Genomic DNA, 22,835 nt, shown 5'->3' on the forward strand with positions numbered 1-22,835 from the left:
TTTAATGATTCGCGACTATGTCGCGAACCAGTCTAAAGACAATAAAAAACTCGCCCATGACAATATAACGTCAAGGACGAGTCTATAGTTCTATTCTTATACAATTATTAGAAAATACTTGTATTATGATATAAATCGCGGTACCACCTTGTTTGAATGCAGCGCACTCCTCTTTCGCAGGATACTAACATATCCCTCACGACTAACGCTCGTGTGACGTCGCACCATACTAGGAATGAAATTCATTCTGTTCCATGCGCCCTCGGTGGTCCATTTAATAAGCTGCGTACTACGGGTTCTCAGCTAATCCCGCTCTCTGTGAGTGCATTTCCTATTTTTATCTCCACCTCATCGGTTTCTTTTAGGCGAGTATAAAATTATAATCTGATTATAATGTTTCTATAGAATGAAAGTCAAGAAAAATCTCAACTTTCACCTTATCCTTACATTTGTTCATCACCTAATACCCATATATAATCCAATTACTGATTTCTCTAGTCCCTCCAAATTCAGAATATTTATATTGTGTTCCTCTAAACACTAATAGTATACTGAAACTACATATGTTATCAGCTTCTACTGATTATTATGCGGAGGAGAGAGTATGAGTTTTTATTTCACTGATCAAATACAGCAGTCTTTCAATAAAATATTCCACCAGTGTAATAAAGATATTGCTTGGGCGGGCAAGGCTGAGCTTGATGCCCTTGTGAAATTGGACGAGGAAGGTCAAAAGATTCCAGGTATCGGCGATGTGTACGCTATTTTGGCGCGCGTCTATTCTGGACCTCAGTTCACGTGGATTGAAGCAGGCTTCCCTGAGGATGACACAAAGGCGTATAGTTATTTACATACGGCTATTCGCAAAGGCAGTGCCATCGCTATTTTACAAGCTATGCGTACCTCTGGTGCCCTTACACCAACTATTGAAAAAGAGTTGCCTATGACGAAGGACCAAGCATTCCAGCGCGTCTATGAGGGCGCCCAAAAGGGTTGTTCCTACTGTGCCTATGCCATTGCCAATGTATTCCAATGGGGGGATTACCACATCTTGCCATCGGCTCAAAAGGTGGCTAATGAAGGTGAACCATCTTCCTTTGTCCGTTTCTTAAAAGGCTTGTTTGCCCAAGCAGATCAACGTAGATTCGCAAATAAAATAACTGCCATTGCTCAGCAATGGTTGCGTAAATCCGCTGAAGCAGGCCTTGTTATTGCATACCGCAACTTGCGCATTACCTATATAGAGCAAGATAATAGGAAGATGGAAGAGCAAGTCATTTTTGAAGGGGCTGCAGCAGGTTTGCCACTCATGATGTATTTAGCTGGCGATATTTGTAAGTCTCGCGGGGAGCATGAACGAGCACTCGAATATTTTGAGCGCGGTGCCGCCATGAATAATGGCATGTGTTTGCGTGAAGCTGCCGAGTACTATGCAAAACCATGTGAGTCTAACAAAAGAATCCCTCAGAATATTCAAAAGGCCCTCAGATATTACGAGCGTGCTGCTATAAGCCCAAATTATTTAGACTTTAATGACCATGCTTATGTTACCATGCAAGCCATCATTCTTCGCACATTGAATATCGATGGTCAGTCCCAAGACTGGTCTCGCATCGCTCACTTATTACAACAACCAGCGATTTACACTCTCGATGCGATTTGGCCGTATCTCGCTTATGTATTTACTTTCAAAAAAGGTAATACCCCTGCCATAAGAACCGCCATAGAGTGCGTTAATAAGGCTAGCAAATGTTTCGATAGATACGGTAGTTATGACTATGCGGACCATCTATGGCAACTAGCAGCCGGCTATTGCTACGAAATTGGTGCCATTACAAAAGAACCCGATTTAGACCAAGCCGTTACGTTCTACGAGCATGCTCGTGAAAGCATCAATCGTCTCAACACAAGAAACGATAATTGGTTCGGTACTGGTGAGCCGTTGGTAATTCCTGACGAAGCATCTGAACGATTAGAAGCCTTTGAACTCGTTAATGGACACTATCAGTACAAAGAAGGCATACAACAATCTTCTACAACATGTAATCCTATGCCCCCTGCATGGCCTCAAAACTCTGTTGATGTATTAGAAATCTTTGAGGACTCTACTACAGGTTGGCGCACGAATAGATATGACTGGGATTTCATCGAGCGTGAGTGGGATACACAAAAATATCTTAGCTTTATCATCTATGATAATCGCCAATCCATAGAAAACGTAATTTACGATGTGTACAGTATCGTTATGTTCCACAATGAAGACAAAAACTCTTGTACCATCTATCTATACGGCTACATTGAGGATACTAGCAGACAGGATGAAAACGTGGATTCTAGGGTATATGAAATGAGATACTTCAAGGAGATGTCCATTCCTGAAGGTCTCGCATTAATTAAAAACTTCTATGATAATGCTACATTACCTGTTATTGATGAAAGCTGGGAGAAAGAGTACAAAAACACTACGCCTCCACGAGAATATGTATTAACTTGTGACAACGATATCTTCTACCTCAATCAATATGAATATCCAAACCAAATGATTAAGGATGCCTTAGAAGGCGTAGCGAATGGCAAGTATAATATTATTGAGGTTCGCCCTTCTAGCCTTGATGATCAATGTATTAGCTATTACATCGAGCGCGCAAAAGGTAAAAACTTACGCATTCGACTCTATGCCACTGTAGATGAGGACAACGAATATGGCTTTGAACGAGAGTCTTGCAACTTAACCTCCATCAACTACTGGATTCAGGAATCTCTAACTAGCAATAAGCTTCCTGACTTAAGCGATTGGGATGAAATTAAAAAGAAATAAGGATATTATTTTATTAAGAACATACTAAAACTAAGAAAGGCGGGATACTTTGGAAACATGGAAACGAACGGTGTACATTTGCGCATTCTGCATATTCTTCATGTCCCTCGGGATTAGTCAGGTAAGCCCTATTCTCCCTCTATACTTCCATGAAATGGGCTTAAGCGATACAGGATCGATAGCACAATGGTCCGGTGCCTCCATGGGCATCACCTTCCTCATTGTCTGCTTAGCAGCTCCCTTCTGGGGCCGATTAGCAGACCGTAAGGGACGTAAGATTACCCTCATACGCTCTAGTCTTGGTATGGCTATATGTAGTATATTATTGGGCTTTCAGACTACACCAGAAGGTGTGTTCCTCGTTCGTACATTGCAAGGGTTAGTAAGCGGTTTTTACCCCGCATCGGTAACACTTATCGCGTCAGAAACACCGCAAAACCATACAGGTTGGGCTCTAGGGATTATAGGATCCTTTAGCCTTGCAGGCTCACTAGCCGGTCCGCTTGTAGGAGGGTATCTCAGTGATGTAGTAGGTATTCGAAATGACTTCTTTATCATCGGGGCCCTTATGCTTATCTCCTTTGGCTTGACGGCAATGCTGGTACATGAAAACTATGTTCCAAAGCCACTTGTTGAGAAGCAAACCTTTAGAAATCTAAAAACTCACTTACCTGAGTTTTCTAGTTTAGTCGCTTTATCTGCAACCTCCTTCCTGTATGCCATTTCGGTTACCGCCATCTCCCCCATTATGACGGTTTACATTAAAGGAATGCTACCAAGCAATACGGAAAATATAGCCTTCATATCTGGTGCTGTGTTCTCTGCCATGGGTATCGCCCAATTCTTTAGTAGCTCTCCACTCGGGAAATTAGTAGACCGTATAGGCCCTAGAAAGGTGCTCATCTACTCGATGATCTATGTAGGTCTACTCAATATACCGCAAGCCTATGTGGACTCTGTGTATGTACTTGGGTTTATCCGTTTCTTGCAAGGTTTTGGGCTAGGTGGTATGTTACCTGCGCTCAATACCTATTTAGCATCAAAAACACCTAAGGAATATACGGGACAAGTATTCTCGTACAATCAGTCTTGTTTGTCTATGGGTTACTTTCTAGGCTCCTTTGGTGGTTCCATCGTAGCCGCTCAATTTGGCTTCACAACCCTTTTCTGGGCATGTAGCCTTACCTTTATCGGCGCTGCCCTATGGGTTGCGTTAAAACTAAAGTAACGCCGTAATACAACGAAAATAGTGCAAATGCATTAAAGAAACTATATAAACAAATAAAAAGAGCTGTTCTCAGAACTCAGATGTGTACTGATTCCGAAACAGCTCTTTTATTATATTTTTTGTAAAAGTTTAGAAAATTTCACTAGCTAGGGGATGATCATTCTATATGTATAGAATAACTATTGTCTCTAGTTAGGTATTATAGGATACCGAGGATTTCCCACCATGCGTAGCCCACTGTAAGGTTTACGATGAAGCACATGATAGCGAAGATACCGCCGATAATCCACCAGCTCTTAACTGTGTTGTAACCTGCACCGAATACGATTGGAGCCGCTGCACCGCCGTAGTGAGTCAACGCACCACCGTAGGAGTTTGTAGCAGCTAGTAACAAGGACAACGCCATTGGGTTTACACCCGCTACTTTACCTACAGTAAGGAATACTGGAAGCATGGCTACAACGTACGCACTACCAGAGGCGAACAAGTAACGAACAGCGATACTGATAGCGCCGATGATAATAAGAGCCAGCATTGGGTTGTCGCCGAAGTTGAAGTGTGTGCCCATAAAGTCAGCTAGCCATTCAAAGAATTTAACCTTGGACAACGCACTGGACATACCGATGATACCACCGAACCAGATCAATGTGTTCCAAGCACCTTTGGATTCAAGCATATCTTCCCATTTGATTACGCCTGTTACAAGAGCTGCTACCATGGCTACGATAGCTACTGCTGTTGCATCAAGGGAGAATTTAATGCCAAAGCCTTGCGTCAAGATGGAAGGCAACGCCCAACCAACTAAGGCAAGGATAAAGATAGCAATAAGAGATTTCTCGCGACCAGACATAGGTCCAAGTTCTTTCAAACCTTCATCAGCAATCGCATGAGAGTCGATGTGTTGAATAGATGGTTTGTCTAAGTAGTATACCAAAGCAGGTGTAATGAGAAGCATCACAAGACCTGGTACTACGAGTGCTAATGCCCAAAGGCCCCAGTTGATATCTACGCCGAGGATTTTGTTCATGTAGTCAGCAGCCAATAAGTTTGGTGCCATTGCTGTAGCGAACATCAAGCTTGTTACCTTAGTCACCATGTATGTGTTAACCATGAGGTAAGAACCAGCTTTTTTAGCGCTTTCACCAGGCTCAGAACCTAACGCTTTTGCTACAGAGTTCATGATTGGGAACACGATACCGCCACAACGTGCTGTGTTGGAAGGTGTTACTGGAGAAATAATAAGGTCTAATAAAGCAGTTACATAGCCAAGACGCAATGTAGTGTGACCTAAGGATTTAATCAATAGGTACGCAATACGACGGCCAAGGCCTGTTTTTACGAACGCCACACTGAGGGAGAACGCAGAGAATACTAACCATACTGTGGTAGATGCATAACCAGACAATACGTTTTTCGTAGCATTCAAGAAAATTGCAGAACCTGCAATAGATAATAACAAGATAATTGGTGCTGGCCAAGGTTTAACAACAAGACCAACGATAGCCATTAAATAGAAGCCTAGCAGTCGCCAAGCTCCAACGCTCAAACCTTCTGGCGGTGTAATGAACCACATTGCCAGAGGAATGGCAAACATAATTGCAATTTTAAGTAGCTTATTCATTCTTACTCTCCTTTAACATAAGCTATGCCTTTCATGATCGGTCGCGCCGTTCTAGCGACGCCCGCCTTCTCCACATGCCAACCAGTATCATTAGTCAAGCATATTTCGAAATCAAATTTCCCTGATGGATGCGCTAAAGTAACTTGATTCGTTTCTTTAGCACGTTCGCTCACTACTTCGTTCGCCACAGTCCCCGTAATCAGCGCTGCTGTAGCTGTACAAATACCACCTGTAACAGCATACGCTTTATGCATTACAGCGAGTGCCTTTGTACGCGCCACGATGTCTATACTATTCCCCTTGATAGTTCGATCATCGCTTGCCACGTAGGTTTGTGGTGCGGACACCATGCATACCTTTGGAACTGCAGGACTAGCAGCCTCTTTAGATGGAGCAAGTCCCATCATTACAGCTGCAGTAGTGCGAATATCTTCAAGTGTATTGAGTAATACACCGCCATCCGTTTCTGTGAAAGCCGGTAATTCCGTGCCTTCATAACCAAGGTCTGTAGCCTTTACAAATACAGCTGGATTAGCTGCATCTACGAGACTGACTTGGATTGTGCGACCATCAGACAATGTAATTGTGTCTTGTACATTGCCTGTTGGTAGTAGCTTACCTGTCTTAGAACCGCCAGGCTCCAAGAAATATAATGTAATACGAGCACCTGTACCAGGTACGCCATCGATAGCAAAATCACCGTCAATAACAGGTTTGCCTTCTTGGACTGGCACGTGCGCTTCAATAACCTTATTTGTATTTGTGTTAAAGATACGAACCACTGTTTCTGGTTCTACTGCTTTCACAAAGCCTTCCATAATAGCAAATACCCCTGCACCAGCAGAAATATTGCCACAATTACCTTCGTAATCTACCACCGCATCAGCGATACCGACATAGCCAAAGGTGTAGTCGATATCCGCATCATCGCGGTCAGAAGGGTTTACGATAGCCACCTTGCTCGTCAATGGATCAGCACCACCGATACCATTAATTTGACGCGCATCAGGAGAGCCATATAAATCTAAAATCATACGATCCCGAGCAGCTTGGTCAGTTGGAAGCGTATCTTTTAACAGATACGCCCCTTTGCTAGTACCGCCGCGCATATAGGTAACAGGAATTTCTTTATACCCGTTCATAACTTACTCCTTTATGCTCACCACTTACGCTTTGCTATTTGCATAGTAGTTGATGAGACAACCTGCTGCGATAATATCTTTTTCTTCATCGCTGAGGTGACCTAAGTGCAATGTGATTTCTGCTTTCTTCACGCCACCGCTGATAACATATGCTTTGTAATCATCGGAGTCAGAGAATAATTGGTCACGCACATTTGGCACATAAACATAATCGCCTACTGCCATAGTTTTGGAGTCTTCTTCGCTAGTTAGGAACGGTAGCATGCCCCAGTTAATAACATTGCTGCGATAACGTTTTGTAGCATATTCAATAGCAATATTAGCACCGCCACCCAATACGCGTTGACAGGATGCTGCTTGCTCACGTGCGGAGCCATCGCCAGGGCGATTAGCATATACCATACTAGAAACGGCTGTAGACTTAGCCATATCTTCTACGGATTCTGTAAGACCAAGCGCTTGTTTTACCTCTTCATATGCAGTTACTAAATCCGCTGCGCTTTCACCTTCTTGACGAGATTTTTCCCAATCACGAACGGCTTTAGCACGACCTACATATTCAGGAACCTTACGGCTCAAGGCAAATTCAGACAATGCATATGGGTCAGAGCGGTAGGAAGATGTTTCGCCAGACGGAATCAACTCATCTGTAGTTGTTACAGGATCATCGATATAAGCTACTACTTTGAGCAATACATTTGGCGTCAATTCTTCGATAGAAGGCCATGGTTTAATGGATGGGCCATACACAAGTTCAGTATCTTTATTCGGTTCATTGAAACCACTATATACCTTGCTTTCATAAGGTTTATCATCATAGTGGTAAGCTGGCACCACATCATCATATTCGATATCAGTAGCCGCCGTCAATGCACCACCGTTAATAGCCGTAGCTGCTACGGAACGGGAGTCAAGAAGTGCAACGGAAGAAATCTGACCATTCCCTGGTTTAGAACCTTCACGATTCGGGAAGTTACGTGTCGCATGACGACCACTGAGTCCCGTATTATTAGGTGTATCGCCTGCGCCGAAGCAAGGGCCACAGAAGGCTGTACGCACGATGGCACCAGCGCTCATAAGGTCTACAAGGGCACCATTTTTCATAAGTTCTAAGTAAATTGGCTGGCTAGAAGGATATACGCTGAATGCAAAACGGCCGGAGCCTACGCTCTTACCGCGTACGATATTTGCGGCTTGCATAATATTTTCATACAAACCACCAGAACAACCTACGATGATACCTTGATCTAAGTGTAATTTGCCGTCGAAGTGTTTTTCAGGCAATTGCAAGGACAAGGATTTATTATCTAATTGCTCCACTGCTTGACGTTCGATTTCTGCGAGTAAATCGCGACCGCCTTCATTAATTTCTTTAATAGTATATACATTACTTGGATGGAATGGCATAGCAATCATGCTTTCCACTTCGCCAAGATTAACCTTTACAAGGCCATCATAGTAAGCCACATCTCCAGGGTTAAGCTCTTTGTACGCATCACCGCGACCATGAAGTGTTAAGAACTCTTTCGTATTGCTATCTGTTCTCCAGATTGTTGTAAGGCATGTAGTCTCTGTAGTCATTACATCGATGCCGTTACGGAAGTCCATGGATAAGTGTTCAATACCAGGGCCTACAAATTCCATTACTTTATTTTTTACAAAGCCATTTTTAAATACAGCTTTTTCAATAGCCAGAGCCACGTCTTGTGGACCTACGCCGTGTTTAGGTTTGCCATCGAGATAAATTGCGATAACCTCTGGACGTTGTACATCGTAGGTGCGACCGAGCAATTGTTTTACAAGCTCTGGACCGCCTTCACCAATCGCCATCGTACCAAGCGCACCATAACGAGTATGGCTGTCGGAACCGAGGATCATTTTGCCGCAACCTGCCATTGTTTCACGCATATATTGGTGAATAACTGCAAGATGAGGAGGTACATAGACGCCGCCGAAGCGTTGTACTGCAGATAAGCCAAATACATGGTCGTCTTCGTTAATTGTGCCCCCTACAGCGGCTAAACTGTTATGGCAGTTTGTCAAAATGTAAGGGATTGGGAATTTATCTAGACCACTAGCAATAGCCGTTTGAATAATACCAACATAGGTAATATCGTGAGATGTTAAAGCATCAAATTTGATGCGTAAATCTTGATCGCCTTCATGTTGTTGGTGGTCCATTAAAATACGGTACGCCATCGTTTCCTTATAGGCGCGCTCTTTATTAAAAACTTCTTGCTGATCAAGGGCTGCACTAGAATCTGCAGGAACGATATCCGTACCGTGATATAAAAATACACCATTTGAAATTAACTCAACCATGACTTGCTCCTTTATTACTTTCAGGCATGTGTAAACCTTTACAAACACTATACTTTCACCATGTGTATTGGTAAAAGTTCCCTTCCTCTTACTAATACCTAGTCTTTAATAATCTATATAAATCTAGCATCCCTCATCTGAAACTAGTCTTTAGTTATATCTAATCTGTATAGCCCTAACGGTCTCTCAGCTGTACCAACTCTTTGGGATAGAGTACAATAATACATATGTAAAGGAGAGTTTATGGACACGAAAGATTGTACAATTTTAAAAACCTTAGCAGAGGAAAATAATATTACTTATGCGGCGCGTCGTCTATTTATGACACAACCTGCATTGAGTGAACGAATAAAAAAATTAGAAAAGGAATTTAACTGTCCCATTATCAACCGACAAGCTCGAGGTGTAGAGTTTACCTATCAAGGTCAGCGCCTGGTACGGTACGCCGAAGATTTGCTCAATTCCTATACTTCGGTGCGCCAAGAGCTACTAGCTATGGGTAGTGAACCGCGCGGTACATTAAACCTAGGATGCTCAAATGTATTCGCAAAGTATCATATTCCCCATATCTTATCCACCTTTAAAGAGGCTTATCCCCACATTGATATCATCATGTATACGGGCCTTAGCTATAAGCTATACCATGACTTCCTTGAAGGTCGCCTACATGCAGCCATCATCCGCGGTGCTCACACTTGGACAGAATCGAAAGAACATATTTGGTCAGAACCATTCTGCTTCTTTAACAAAACACCTTGTGCCGTAGAGAATTTACCACGTCTGCCATATATTCACTATCAAACAGATCCGAATTTACAACAAACTATAGATGATTGGTGGTATTCTCACTACTCACAACCGCCGATGCGCACCATTGAGGTAAACGACATCGATACGTGTATGAAGCTCGTCAACCAAGGACTTGGCTTCACCATCCTCACCCAAAGCTGTGGTAATGATTACCCTAACCTATTTAAGGAAACCTTGAAAGCGCTCGATGGTCATATCATGACTCGTGATACGTGGATGTACACCCGTCATAGCGCCCTTGAATCCAAGCCAGTACAGGCTTTTTACTCATTTATGAAAACCTGGGCAGACACAAAGGTATAGTATCTATTCCTTTAATACATATAATATATTATGAAAGTGCAATAAAAACAAATTGCTCTTTTCTTTAGTATCCATAAATTTTACTTATATCTATTTTGTAAAAGATACGAAAAAATCATGGAATTAAAAACTTAATTATAGGCGAAAACTAAATTATAAAACAAAGAACCCCGTCATGACATAGATAATCATGACGGGGTTTAGTTTATATAGTCTTATCTAAACATCAATTTAAATCTCAGTTTAAAGCACTACCATAGTTCTATTTAATTATAATAACAATAGCATAATAACTACTGTCGCAATGATACATGGTACAGCATTGCGTTTTGCCATTTCCATAGGATTGATTCCTGCAATACCAGCAACGATGATACCTGCGCCTGCTACGGGACTCATACTACGACCGATACCTGCACCGATTTGCGCCATGGAGCCAAGTTCCATAATGCCATACCCAAAGTCTGCAGCATGAGGTGTTACAGCACCATTAAAGGCAAGGGCTGCTGCATTACCAGAACCAGAGATAACAGCCAATAAGAATGGACCAAAGGCTGCACCGATTTGGGCGATTTGTTGAGAGTTCTTCATGCCATCAATGAGTGCACTTGTAAGGCCGATATATTGCATACCCGCAGTAAAGCATGCAGCAGCAGCCATAAGACCGACTACATCACACATGCCATCACCAGTACCGCGGAAGAATTTCTTAACTGCTTCCGTTACATTAGGACGTACAGCAATAATACCAATAGCTGTACCAATGAGCATAGATACAGGAACAGAAATTTCAGGAATCACTGCTACTTGTTTACTACCGAGTACGAGTAATACAAGCGGAATGATTGGGATGATAGCATATAAATAATTTACTTTAAATTCTTTGCCTTCTTCTTCGTTAGCATCTTTCAATACATATCCTGTATGCTCTTTCTTAACGATAGCTACGATATTGAGCAAGATAGCTGCTACGACAATGCCAATAATGGCTTGCATAGAGAAGCTAGCGATAACGGTCATTACGTCTTCACCAGCGAGTTGTGCTACTTGAGGGTTAAACATAAGACCAGGACTCAATGCACTACCCCAAGTCCCTAAGAAAATAGCGGAGCCTGCCATCGCTGGATGCACACCGGAGCGAATAAGTGCAGGAATTAATAGAGCACCTACTGCAGCTGCACAGCCTGCCGCTGTAGGCAACGCAATATTGATCAAGAACGTAATAATAACGGCACCAGGGATGATGACCTTAGTCATCTTCTTGAGGCCTGCAGAGATGAAATACACCATATGCTCTGTACATTTTGTATATTCCATAACATAACTAAAACCAAGCACAGTACAAATGGTTGGTACAAGACCTGGGTTTGTAAGCTCTTTCACAAATGCCGTCGTACCAGCACCAAGCTGTCCACCAATAAAACACATTAATAAGCCCGATAATAATAACACAAGCCGCGTTTCAAACTGTTTAATAATGGCAATGAACGTCGCCACTACAATAACAATACCAGCTATAACCATATTCTCTCCAATCCGTGTAATTTCAGTTCAGAATAGTTACAACCGCTCTATTCAATCGTATATCTGAAATACACCATTACACATATTGATATCAACTTACACAAGTTTTGTTGTTTCTAAACTAAGTTTTCTAAGTACTGTATCTAGTACCTTAGCACCCGTTATGATGTCAGCCAGGTCCGTAAATTCAGATGGATTATGGCTAATACCTTCACGGCATGGAATAAAAATCATTCCGGTAGGAACTACATCAGCCCAATGCATGGCATCATGACCTGCACCGCTTGGCATGGTCATATAGTCTACGCCTACAGACTTAACAGCCTCTTCAATTTCGCGAATCATTTCTGGATGCATCGCCACTGGCTGATCTTGTGCAATAGGTTCAATTGTATAGGATAAGCCTCGTTTCTCTGCAGTAACATCAATAAACTCTTTAATAAGAGTGCCCACAGAATCGCGAGCTACTTTAGATATGCTACGAATATCTACACCGAGTTTTACTGCCCCAGGAATAACGTTCATCGCTCCTGGCACAACCTCTACTACTCCGACTGTACCCACTACTGGAGGCTCTTCTTGCATGGATGCAATCTCCTCAATACCGAGAATGATTTTAGAAGCCCCACAGAGTGCATCATGACGCAAGTTCATCGGTGTGGCCCCACTATGATCAGCATTACCACGAATGGTTACATAGAACCGTTCTGGTGCGGCAATCCCGGTTACAATGCCGATAGGTTTAGCTTCGTGCTCTAACACTTTACCTTGTTCAATATGAATTTCTGTGAAAGACTTGACAGGTCTCTTATATTCCATATGCTCAATAGCATCTGGATTTAAATTACGCTCTTTCAATGCATCATACAAGGAAATGCCTTGTTTATCTACTAAGCGATGTAAATCTTGCAATGTCAATTCATCGCGCATAGCTTTACTACCCAATGTGGCTGCTCCAAAGCGGCTAGACTCTTCACACATAAAGTCTACTACTGCAATGGTATGGTCATGTTCAAAACCATCATCAGTCATACTGCGAACCGCTTCGATAGCAGATAATACACCCACAACACCATCATAATTGCCCCCATTAGGCACGCTGTCCGTATGAGACCCAACCATGACAACCGGTAAATCAGGATTCTTACCTACCTTATAGCCAATGACATTCCCAAAACCGTCTGTTTCTACAGTTAAGCCTGCGTCAACCATGCGTTTTATAATATATTGGCGGCCTGCCCAGTCTGCATCGGTGAAAGCAATCCGATTAATGCCTTCACCAGGTGCAGTTAACTGTGCCATAGCCTCAAAATCACTAGCTAATCGCTCTCGTTGAATCATATAACACCTCACAATCTAATACCTATATTACAACACATAATATATAGGTCCACTATACATATTCTTGATGCATACATCTATATAGTTATACATCTATAATGTAATGTATACATCATAATCAATATAGTCTATTTTAAATAGTGAGTAGCAATTGTCCCTAATGCAATAATACCATTTAGCATGTCTTCTTCATCAATATCGAATAATGGATTATGATGAGGTGCTTTAATAGCAGAGCCTAATACCATATATGTTGCTCGTCCACCACGATCAATAACACGGTTTAGGAAATAGGCACAGTCTTCACTGCCACCGCCACTATAATCAAATGGTACTTTTTTGAAAATGCCTAGTGGTTCAACGATAGATTGTACTTCACGTGCTAAATCATCACTAATACGACCTGCCGGTGTTTCACCTTGTTTTGTAATCTCAAAGGTACAATCATGCATTTCTGCAGCACCTTTAATAATCGTTTTAGTGCGTTCAATCATATAATCATTGATGTCTGTAGTAGCACCGCGAGTCTCTAGTTTAAGAACAGCTATATCAGGTGTAACATTACGACCTGTACCACTTTCAAAAACACCTACATTCATACGGGAAGCCCCTTGGCTATGGCGAGCAATGGCTTGTAAGTTAAGAACCGCTGTACAGCCTGCCAGCATGGCATTTTGTGCTTTCTCCGGAGAGCCGCCTGCATGAGCTGAATAGCCATGGAATACAGCATCAAGTTTTGTAGTCGCTAAAAAGCCATGATCGCTACAAGCAAAGCAATTAGATAACTGTTCATTAAATCCGATATGCATGCCGAACATCAAGTCTACATCATCTACTACGCCAGCCTCTACCATCGCTTTAGCACCACGTACGCCTTCCTCTGCTGGTTGGAAGATCAGTTTAATAGTACCCTTCAAGCCATCCTTATGTGTAGCAATATATTCAGCAAGACCAAGCCCCATTGTCATATGTGTATCATGACCACACGCATGCATAGCCTTCTCATGGCGGGAACGGAAACCATTCTTAACAGGAATATGGTTAGATGCTTTAGATTCGATTACATCATTGGAATCCATATCTGCACGGAACGCTACTACAGGACCAACATCACTAAACTTCATAGTTGCCACAATAGCTGTTTTACCATAGCCCATCTTCTCTACTAGTTCAGGATCAGCACCTTCATCCATAGCACGATCCATTGCTGCTTTCATAATATCCTCGCTAGGCAAACCCATACGAGAATCTAAATCAAGCACTTCTGCACCGAGTGCCACATCATAACCCAATGAAATGAGTTTATCTGCAACCTTGGATGCAGAGCGGTACTCGAGCCACGCTGGCTCTGGATACATATGAAAATCGCGGCGCATAGCTATAAACGCATCACGACGCTGTTGTACAAATTCCTTAATGTCCATAATTATCTCCTTAATAAAGCTAAATCTATCTACTTCTACTATATGAATAGATGTAGGAATAGTCAACAAACGGAACTATGTATACAGTATAAATCGAATACCACCTTACATAAAATAACAAAAACCTATATTACTATGACAAAATATGATAATCATAGCTATATAGGTTTTAAAAGTAATCTATTTATGTTTAAGATTCATTGAATCTACGCAATTTCTTCTTTATTAAGTTTTTCCAATACGTCTCGTTTAAGTTGTCGTTGGCGATCCCAGGCAATAATAAATACGGTTGCGATGATGCAGAACATCCCGAATATACCAACCAATGTAAATTCATTACCTAACAAAGCCCAGCCAAACAAGGCGGCTGAAATCGGCTCTAAAGAAGACAAGATTGAACCTTGAATAGCACCAATACGACGCACACCTTCAATATAGGCATTAAAGGATACTACAGTCCCTAGGATAATAATCGTAAACAATCCAACCAAAGTCATGCCATCCCAAATGGCTTCTGATGCCACTTGACGGAATACGATACACACCAAAATGCCAGATATAAACATCCCAAAGCCAACGATGGATGATGTACTGTATTTTTTTAATAGTTCAACAGGTTCCAATGTGTAAACACAAATACTCGCCGCAGAAATGAGGCCCCAAAACAAAGCATCCCCATTAAATGCAGATAGATTTAGCCCCTTTTGCATGATAATACACACCGTACCAATCATAGCGAGGGCCACACAGTATAATTCTGGTAAGGATGGCTTTTTAAAATATCGTATAAACAGATAAATAATCAACATCGTAGGAGCCACATATTGAAGAACAGTAGCCACACCTACACCTGAAATAGCGATAGCTTTAAAGTACGAGTACTGTGCTAACGCAATGCCCAATAAACCGAATATGAGGAGTTTACCAAAGTCTTTTGGATTTTTAAATATATCAAAAATTCGTATCCCATCCTGTATATAGGAGAGTAGAATTGTTAATAAACCTGCTAAAAGTAACCGCACTTCTAACAGCCACTCTACATTTAAATGCTTTGCATTTTCGAGGAATTGCACCGATGTACCTGAAAGCCCCCAAAATAGTGCCCCCATAATGGCAAGGCCCATGCCTATCCACTGTTTTTCTTCCATACAACCTCCGCATAAGGATTGATTACTATTACAAAGAGTTTATCATTAAGATGATTGACCTCGTTTTTCTAAGGCAATGATGATAACTGTAGCAATAATCATGGCCATCCCTAAGATACCAACCCAGTTAAATTGATTACCTAACAAAGCCCATCCAAAGAAAGCTGCCGAAATCGGCTCAATCGATGACAAAATAGATCCTGAGACAGCACCAATGCGTTTAACCCCTTCAAGGTACGCATTAAAGGACACGATGGTGCCAAGAAAGACTACATTAAAACAGCCTACCACAGTCCATACATCCCACGTCGCATACGAATGAGGTTGCTGGAAAAGGACCGCTGCCACGAGACCACTGAGGAGCATACCAAAGCCTACAATAGGAATTGTCCCATAGGTAGCTAATAATCGTACTGGGGAAACACTATATACGGCTACGCCAACGGCAGATAATAAGCCCCAGAATAATACATCACTGCGGAAGCTTTCAAAAGAAAAACCATTATTTCCCATCAAGCAAATAGTACCTACTAAAGCAAGGATAACTGAAATGATTTCTCCTGTAGAAGGCCGTTTGCCATAACGCATCAGCAAATAAATGATAATCATAGACGGCGCCAAATATTGCAGCACCGTCGCAATGCCCGCACCGGCGATGACGATGGAACGGAAATAGGTATATTGGCACAGGGCCATACCAAATACGCCGAATATGACGAGTCCTAATGTATCTCGCCAATTACGGAATACATTAAAAATCGTATTGCCTTGACGAATCCATCCATATAGAACGGTTAAAAGGCCGGCCGTAATAAGACGCATCGTCAAGAGCCATTCTAGGTTCATATTGCGGAAATTACCTACGAATTGAACGGATGTGCCTGACACGCCCCACAAGGTGGCGCCTAATAATGTTAATATAATACCGATAATTTCATATCGTTTCATCATGTTACTCACCTAATAGAGACACGTGCACCTTTACAACAACCTTACGAATTTTTATAGGCTTATCGTCAACCGCTAAAAGAGGACGATGAATATCCGATGGGAAAAATACCGTATAATACCCTTCTGGACAGTGGATGTGACCTTCATCGACAGATTCATTAGGATAAAAATAGCAGTCTCGTTCAGGATAGGATTCGATAGGCTTTACTCGGCCATGGTCCACAAAAAAGCCCATATTCTCTTGACCCTTCACCATAAACTGTATATCTATATAATTTTTATGAGATTCTGGTTTTGTAGTTTCAAATAATTTTGTTTCTACATCATCTACATTGGCATACATCATATCGCCTTCGATAGCATGACGACCTCCTGGCAATTCTTGTAAATCAGTGTTTTTTAAGAAATCAAGGGCTCGAACAATGGCTGCTGGGTAGCCCATTTTTGTATAATCTGCATGTATACTGGAGAAAAACATAACTATATCCTTTCTGTAAGAACCATACTGTATAGACATACTATATTCAAATACAATATCAATATGATCTTTATACTCTTATCGTAGCACATAAAAAGCTTAGCTTCCACATAGGATTACATAAATATAAACCCTCCATACGCTACATATATGGAGGGTTTGTAAAATACTATTCAGTTTTATGACTTACGTCAAGACTGTTATACATATGAAGTTGTCTATGAAATTGTATATGCAGTTGTTACTTACATGTTAATTCATATTAGAATTAACTACGTGGACAATTTTATATTACTCTTTTTCCTTAAAAGCAGCGATAATCTCATCGGCTTGCTTATGAGGAACCTCTTCATAACTATAGAACTGACGATTAAATACGCCTTGTCCTTGTGTCATAGAGCGCAAAACAGTAACATAATCTGACATTTCTGCCAACGGTACTTGTGCTTTAACAACAGATATACCAGTTCTTTCACTTTGTTCCATGCCTAATACACGACCTCGACGACTATTTAAATCGCCCATGATGTCACCCATGAAAGCATCTGGTGCAAACACGTTAACTTCATAGATTGGTTCTAATAGGACTGGTTTCGCCTTTGGAATTACATCCTTGATAGCCTGTGACGTAGCTACTTTAAATGCTAACTCTGAGGAGTCTACACTATGGTAAGATCCATCCAAGAGTGTCACTTGCACGCCAATCATAGGATATCCCGCAATTAAGCCTTTATCTAGGGTTTCTTTGGCACCCTTTTCCACTGCTGGTATATATTGTCTTGGTACAGCACCACCAAAAATCTTGTCTACAAAGGCAAATTCTTGACCATCATATAATGGATCAACTTGAATTTTAACATGTCCATACTGACCATGACCGCCACTTTGTTTTTTATATTTCGATTCTGTTTCTGCAGATCCTTTAATTGTTTCACGGTATGGAATATATGGTGTTACAAGTTTCGCTTGTACGCCGTATTTACGGTCCATCTTGTTAAGGATATGTTCTAAGTGCACTTCGCCCATGCAGTCAATTTGCAATTGGCGAGCTTCCGGATTTTTCACAACTACACAAGTTGGATCTTCTTCGGCTACTTTTAACACAGCACTAGCTAATTTTTCCTCTTCACCTTTTTTCACAGCTTCCATAGCTACGGTATATAAAGGTTGAGGGAAACGAATCGCATCGTACTTCACCTTAAAATCAGGAGCTGTTAAGGTATCGCCTGTTTTTGCATTAGCTAATTTCGGTATCACTACGATATCGCCAGCTTTTGCGGCAGTCACTGGAATTTGTTGCTTCCCGATAAGGGTAACCATCTTATTCCATTTTTCCTCAGTTCCTTGATTAACATTGAACAGCTTATCACCTTCTTTGAGTTCACCAGAGAAGATGCGTACAAAGCTTTGTTTGCCTGCGAATGGGTCAAGCAAGGTTTTAAACACGAATGCGGTTAGGGGTTTATCCACATGCACCACAACTGGTTCACCAGTGTCTGCTGATTCAGCAGTCATCACTTTTTTTGCTGCATCTGGCATATACCGAATCATTCTGTCTAAGACTTGATCTAAGCCAATACGGGATGTGGCGCTGCCACACATGATTGGACACACACGGCCTGTAATCATCCCTTCGCGTAGACCTTGACGAATTTCTTCTAATGAAAGTTCTTCGCCTTCTAAATATTTTTCCAACAATTCATCGCTACCTTCAGCCGCGGCCTCTACGGTCATTTCCCGTATTTCTTGGGCCTTTTCGATAAGATGAGCCGGTACAGCAATCTCTGTTGGTTGGCCGTCTTTGTAAGTAAACGCAGTCATTTTGGCTACGTCTATAACGCCTTCAAAATTGGCACCTTCGCCAATTGGAATTTGGAGTGGCATAATTGCCTTGCCAAATAGTTCACGCATACGTTCAATAGTACCGAAGAAATCAGCACCATCAACGTCCATTTTATTGATAAATGCCATACGTGGCATTTGTAATTCAACAGCATAATCCCACGCGCGCACCGTATCTGTTTCAACGCCAGTCGTTGCAGATAATACCATTAACATGCCATCACAAGCACGCAATGCGGCACGAACTTCGCCATGGAATTCATTGTAACCCGGTGTATCAATAAAGTTAACCTTATGGTCATGCCATTCACAAGGGGCCATACCCAATTGAATCGTTACATTCCGTTTAATCTCTTCTGGCTCAAAGTCCATAATATGTTTATTATCTTGACCACGGCCAACAAAATCAACAGCACCAGAGGTTAATAACAAGGATTCTACTAAAGCCGTTTTCCCCGCCCCATCGTGGGACACCACAGCTACATTACGAATCTGATCACTACTATATTCTTTCATCGGAATCGCCTCCTTATGTGAAACTTTGAGTTCTTGATATATGATTTCGACGTAATACTATAAAAATCCTCTTTTTCCGAAAAAATATTTATCGAAAAAAGAGGATTTTTTATAATAATGAAATTATCGGCCTACCAAGGCTGCACAGCCACCAAAAAGAGCCATGAAAATAAGCGAAATAATGACGAAGATAACAAATGTTACGATACCGGCAATGAATACTTGCATCTTAGTCAACGTAGTTTGTCTTGCCATCAATTCAAGGCCTACCCACACGGATAAGACAAAAATTACTAAAGAGCCTAAATTAGAAATAAGCTTGGATAATGTAGAGCTACCAAATAGGCCACCGAAGATAGCCATGAGAATAAAAACAATTGTATACACACAAGTACATAATAATACTTCATAACCTTGTAGATACCATTGGACCTTCATAACAGACTGTACATCGTCAGTACCGCCCATTTTTACAGCCACCCAGTTAAATACATAGGACCCAACAGCCACCATGACAAAGGACCAAATGATACTAGCAATATAGGCTAGAATAAAGAAGAAGCCTACGCCAGCCCCAAGGAGCATGCCCATAGCAGAAAATTCGTTTCTAGGAAGCAATGGGAACAACAAGGCCCCAAACAAACCTAGTAAAATGTAAGGAATCGCCCATAAGAGCGCTGTCCCTAAGAAGCCCTTTTTCAATGTACCATACTGTACGACTTGATCGATACCACCCTTGAATGGTTGAGTCAATAGATTCCAAAAGTCAGAATACCATTTTGTTTCCATAAAATCACCTCATATAATAAAACAAAATAAACTATGTTCTTATTATATCTGGGTTTTATTTATATTTCTACATAAATATAAAAATTATAAACAATTTAATCAATAATCTATATCAATGTGTTTAAAACGACCCAGTTCGCTTACCGTAATGCTTGGAATCCCCATTTTTCTTCCATCCAACAGTATCACCAATGGACATAACGCGACGCGTCAAGCAATCTTTACATTTATCTGCATTATCATCCACGCATGGTTTATTATCATATAACAAATATTTGGCACGATGTTCTGGGATTGTAATGATAGGCATCAAAATATTGGCACCTGCAGCGAGCCCCTTTTCACGACCTAGTGGATCTAATGCTTGTAACGCTGTAGTAGCTGCAATATTTACGTCTTTCAAGAATAGACGCGTTAAGGCAATCATCTTGAGCCCTAGTTGAATACGGCGCAATTTACCAGCCTCATCATCAATGCCCATTGCTAATGCCTCTTGGCCTAATGGCGTATCATGATGCACCACATAGGGACCCATGCCAATCATATCGATATCCATATCACGGTAGAACAAGATATCGTTCACAAGGTCTTCCTCTGTTTGCCCAGGCAGACCAATCATAACGCCTGTACCCACTTGAAATCCTACACGACGCAAACGGCGTAGACATTCAACTCGAGTTTCAAAGGAATGTAGTTCATCGCGAGGATGAATTTTGTGATATAGCTCTTTATTCGTCGTTTCAATGCGCAATAGGTAACGGCTAGCACCCGCCTCACGCATGCGGCGGTACGCCTCTTCACTTTGCTCCCCTACGCACATCGTAATACCAAGGGAACCATCGCCGATGGCTTTGATGTCGCGGATAAGATCGACTACATAATCGACAAATACATCATCACAACGTTCTCCAGATTGAAGCGTAATAGAACCATATTCATGGTCATACGCCCACTGCGCCATCTTGATGATATCTTCACGATTCATATCAAAGCGTTCCGTCTTATCATTTTCGCGGCGAATACCGCAGTAATTACAGTTTTTAATGCATCGGTTCGAGAATTCGATGAGGCCACGATAATACGCTACAGGTTGTACATATTTTGCCTTCACTTCGTACGCCTTTTTATATATTAGCTGCAACTGTTCTTCATCAGTTACAGACATGAGAAATCTTAGCTCATCCTCTGTCAGCCATTCATCGCCGACGAGGTCTTTTGTGAGAATATCTTGCACTTGCAAATCATCACTTCCTTTCATAACGAATCGTCATCGATTCGCTTGGTATGGTAATAGATTCAATATCAGTAACGCAGATAAATCCATTAATTTCGCGTGGTAAATCTCGCACATGCTTCACTTGGTTCGTTAAACATGCATGCGCCATCATACCACGACTCATTTTGGAGGACGTACTCATCTGTTTATATGTATCGCCTCGTAATTCCCAAAATTCAACGGTTACCACCTTTGGATGGTTCACCATTTTTGCATATTCTTTAGACGCTAAGTTTAGGATCCAATCCTCCTTGTGAAAGTATGCATCCACCGCTTCACGCCAGATTTCATATAAATTAAGCCCTACCTTATCGACCATATCTAATCGATAGTCTCTGACGCCCATCGTAGGCTCTACAACGCCATATAATGCAGACATAATAGCAAGATGAGTTTCACCAAAAGCCTTAGCCTCATCAGATAGTCCTGTCCAATCTAAATATTTAAAAGCAATGCCATCGTAGCTTTCACAAGCAAAACCTACAGGATGAGACTCAAACTCTTCATAAAAATCGAAAACAGATTGTGCCTTATCACCTTTTAGTTTTAGGGCCTTACCAAGTGCTGCTACATCGAGAGATTGTACATGTTTTACAATCTTTTGCGTAATAAGGAGCTGAAATTGACCATCACGGATTACTGCTGCAGTATGGGAAATTGTTTTTGTCTTACTAGGAGAGAGGACGATTTTCATGGGACAATTCCGCCTTGATACTTTCCTCTGTCAAATTGTCAATAAGATCTGGATTCCACAACATGAGAGGCACTGCCACAACGTGACTAGCTTTCATTTCTTTACACAATTTAATGCATTCTGCCAAATAAGGAGATTCATTATCGTGGATATCACAAATGATAACTACATGGCGTCCCTTAAGATTAACCCCTTCGTAATCGATGCTTTCACCAGACACGGTAAGCAAACCTGTTTCTAAACGACCTTCGCTCATATCATTTACGCGAGACATTAAAATATGCTCAAGCATTGTGGATACCGGTGTTACAACAGGTCCTGTGCCTACAAGAGCCTCTGGTTGAGCATGAACGATAACGGTTTTCTTGCGTTTGTCTGTTCTAAACTCCATAAGTGCATGTTCTAATGCGGAGAAGAACACAAATAATTGCCAAGGATCTAAGGAGCCTGTTTGGAACATATCGATAATAGCGCCATCCTCTTCAATGTTAAGACGCGCTAATAATTCTTCTGCAATGTCGCGAACAACCTCTTTATAATCAGATTGTAATGGTGCATTTAATTCATTCATATCTTTTTCTGTTGCCATGAAATCCTCCCAAAAACAT

Annotated in this window: 17 protein-coding genes; 3 read left to right on the top strand and 14 right to left on the bottom strand. The window is 41.5% G+C overall.

Annotated features, from left to right (window positions below; all coding sequences use genetic code 11):
- Positions 1-604 precede the first annotated feature (604 nt).
- Together HMPREF1504_RS06760 and HMPREF1504_RS06765 are read left to right on the top strand one after the other, a co-directional pair.
- Complete coding sequence (locus HMPREF1504_RS06760; protein WP_038124611.1) at positions 605-2,818, top strand: SEL1-like repeat protein; 2,214 nt, start codon at positions 605-607, stop codon at positions 2,816-2,818.
- A gap of 49 nt (positions 2,819-2,867) precedes the next feature.
- Positions 2,868-4,046 (top strand): MFS transporter, encoded by a 1,179-nt coding sequence (locus HMPREF1504_RS06765; protein WP_008603175.1) that lies wholly within the window; start codon positions 2,868-2,870, stop codon positions 4,044-4,046.
- A 199-nt stretch (positions 4,047-4,245) separates the two neighbouring features.
- On the opposite strand, the gene HMPREF1504_RS06770 is transcribed toward HMPREF1504_RS06765, so the two are convergent.
- Genes HMPREF1504_RS06770 through HMPREF1504_RS06780 form a run of 3 tightly spaced genes read right to left on the bottom strand, consistent with a single transcriptional unit; the run spans position 4,246 to position 9,131 of the window.
- A complete protein-coding gene (locus HMPREF1504_RS06770; RefSeq protein WP_008603176.1) occupies positions 4,246-5,667 on the bottom strand; it encodes an anion permease in 1,422 nt (473 codons plus the stop codon).
- A 2-nt stretch (positions 5,668-5,669) separates the two neighbouring features.
- Positions 5,670-6,809 carry a 2-methylaconitate cis-trans isomerase PrpF family protein gene (locus tag HMPREF1504_RS06775; RefSeq protein WP_038124616.1) on the bottom strand — a complete coding sequence of 380 codons (1,140 nt, stop codon included), beginning with the start codon at positions 6,807-6,809 and terminating at the stop codon, positions 5,670-5,672.
- Between the two features lie 24 nt (positions 6,810-6,833).
- Complete coding sequence (locus HMPREF1504_RS06780; protein WP_038124618.1) at positions 6,834-9,131, bottom strand: hydratase; 2,298 nt, start codon at positions 9,129-9,131, stop codon at positions 6,834-6,836.
- Positions 9,132-9,374: 243 nt separating this feature from the next.
- Here HMPREF1504_RS06780 and HMPREF1504_RS06785 point away from each other — a divergent pair, with 243 nt between their 5' ends.
- Entirely contained in the window at positions 9,375-10,244 is an 870-nt protein-coding gene (locus HMPREF1504_RS06785) for a LysR family transcriptional regulator (protein WP_024066385.1), read from the top strand.
- 270 nt (positions 10,245-10,514) lie between these two features.
- Here HMPREF1504_RS06785 and dcuC read toward each other — a convergent pair whose 3' ends face one another.
- The 11 genes from dcuC to HMPREF1504_RS06840 form a co-directional block, all read right to left on the bottom strand.
- Positions 10,515-11,768 (bottom strand): C4-dicarboxylate transporter DcuC, encoded by a 1,254-nt coding sequence (dcuC, locus tag HMPREF1504_RS06790; protein ID WP_038124620.1) that lies wholly within the window; start codon positions 11,766-11,768, stop codon positions 10,515-10,517.
- 96 nt (positions 11,769-11,864) lie between these two features.
- Positions 11,865-13,109 (bottom strand): M20 family metallo-hydrolase, encoded by a 1,245-nt coding sequence (locus tag HMPREF1504_RS06795; RefSeq protein WP_038124623.1) that lies wholly within the window; start codon positions 13,107-13,109, stop codon positions 11,865-11,867.
- Positions 13,110-13,237: 128 nt separating this feature from the next.
- Positions 13,238-14,533, bottom strand: a complete 1,296-nt coding sequence (locus HMPREF1504_RS06800; RefSeq protein WP_038124624.1) for an amidohydrolase — start codon at positions 14,531-14,533, stop codon at positions 13,238-13,240.
- A gap of 206 nt (positions 14,534-14,739) precedes the next feature.
- Positions 14,740-15,681 carry a DMT family transporter gene (locus HMPREF1504_RS06805; protein WP_038124626.1) on the bottom strand — a complete coding sequence of 314 codons (942 nt, stop codon included), beginning with the start codon at positions 15,679-15,681 and terminating at the stop codon, positions 14,740-14,742.
- Between the two features lie 45 nt (positions 15,682-15,726).
- Entirely contained in the window at positions 15,727-16,632 is a 906-nt protein-coding gene (locus HMPREF1504_RS06810; RefSeq protein ID WP_084644754.1) for a DMT family transporter, read from the bottom strand.
- Between the two features lies 1 nt (position 16,633).
- Positions 16,634-17,110, bottom strand: a complete 477-nt coding sequence (locus HMPREF1504_RS06815) for a YhcH/YjgK/YiaL family protein (RefSeq protein WP_016476058.1) — start codon at positions 17,108-17,110, stop codon at positions 16,634-16,636.
- 291 nt (positions 17,111-17,401) lie between these two features.
- Positions 17,402-19,468: an elongation factor G gene (fusA, locus tag HMPREF1504_RS06820; RefSeq protein WP_038124628.1), complete on the bottom strand. Its 2,067-nt coding sequence runs from the start codon at positions 19,466-19,468 to the stop codon at positions 17,402-17,404.
- A 123-nt stretch (positions 19,469-19,591) separates the two neighbouring features.
- The gene (locus HMPREF1504_RS06825) at positions 19,592-20,257 is read right to left on the bottom strand and encodes a hypothetical protein (RefSeq protein WP_016476060.1); all 666 of its coding nucleotides are present in this window, start codon (positions 20,255-20,257) and stop codon (positions 19,592-19,594) included.
- Positions 20,258-20,378: 121 nt separating this feature from the next.
- Positions 20,379-21,515 (bottom strand): [FeFe] hydrogenase H-cluster radical SAM maturase HydE, encoded by a 1,137-nt coding sequence (hydE, locus tag HMPREF1504_RS06830; protein ID WP_016476061.1) that lies wholly within the window; start codon positions 21,513-21,515, stop codon positions 20,379-20,381.
- Positions 21,502-22,227 (bottom strand): YaaA family protein, encoded by a 726-nt coding sequence (locus tag HMPREF1504_RS06835; protein ID WP_038124630.1) that lies wholly within the window; start codon positions 22,225-22,227, stop codon positions 21,502-21,504. Before HMPREF1504_RS06835 ends, hydE begins: the two co-directional genes overlap by 14 nt.
- Positions 22,205-22,816: a hypothetical protein gene (locus tag HMPREF1504_RS06840; protein WP_005375495.1), complete on the bottom strand. Its 612-nt coding sequence runs from the start codon at positions 22,814-22,816 to the stop codon at positions 22,205-22,207. Before HMPREF1504_RS06840 ends, HMPREF1504_RS06835 begins: the two co-directional genes overlap by 23 nt.
- Between the last annotated feature and the right edge of the window lie 19 nt (positions 22,817-22,835).

Source organism: Veillonella sp. ICM51a, from assembly GCF_000524355.1.
Taxonomy (GTDB): Bacteria; Bacillota; Negativicutes; order Veillonellales; family Veillonellaceae; genus Veillonella; species Veillonella atypica.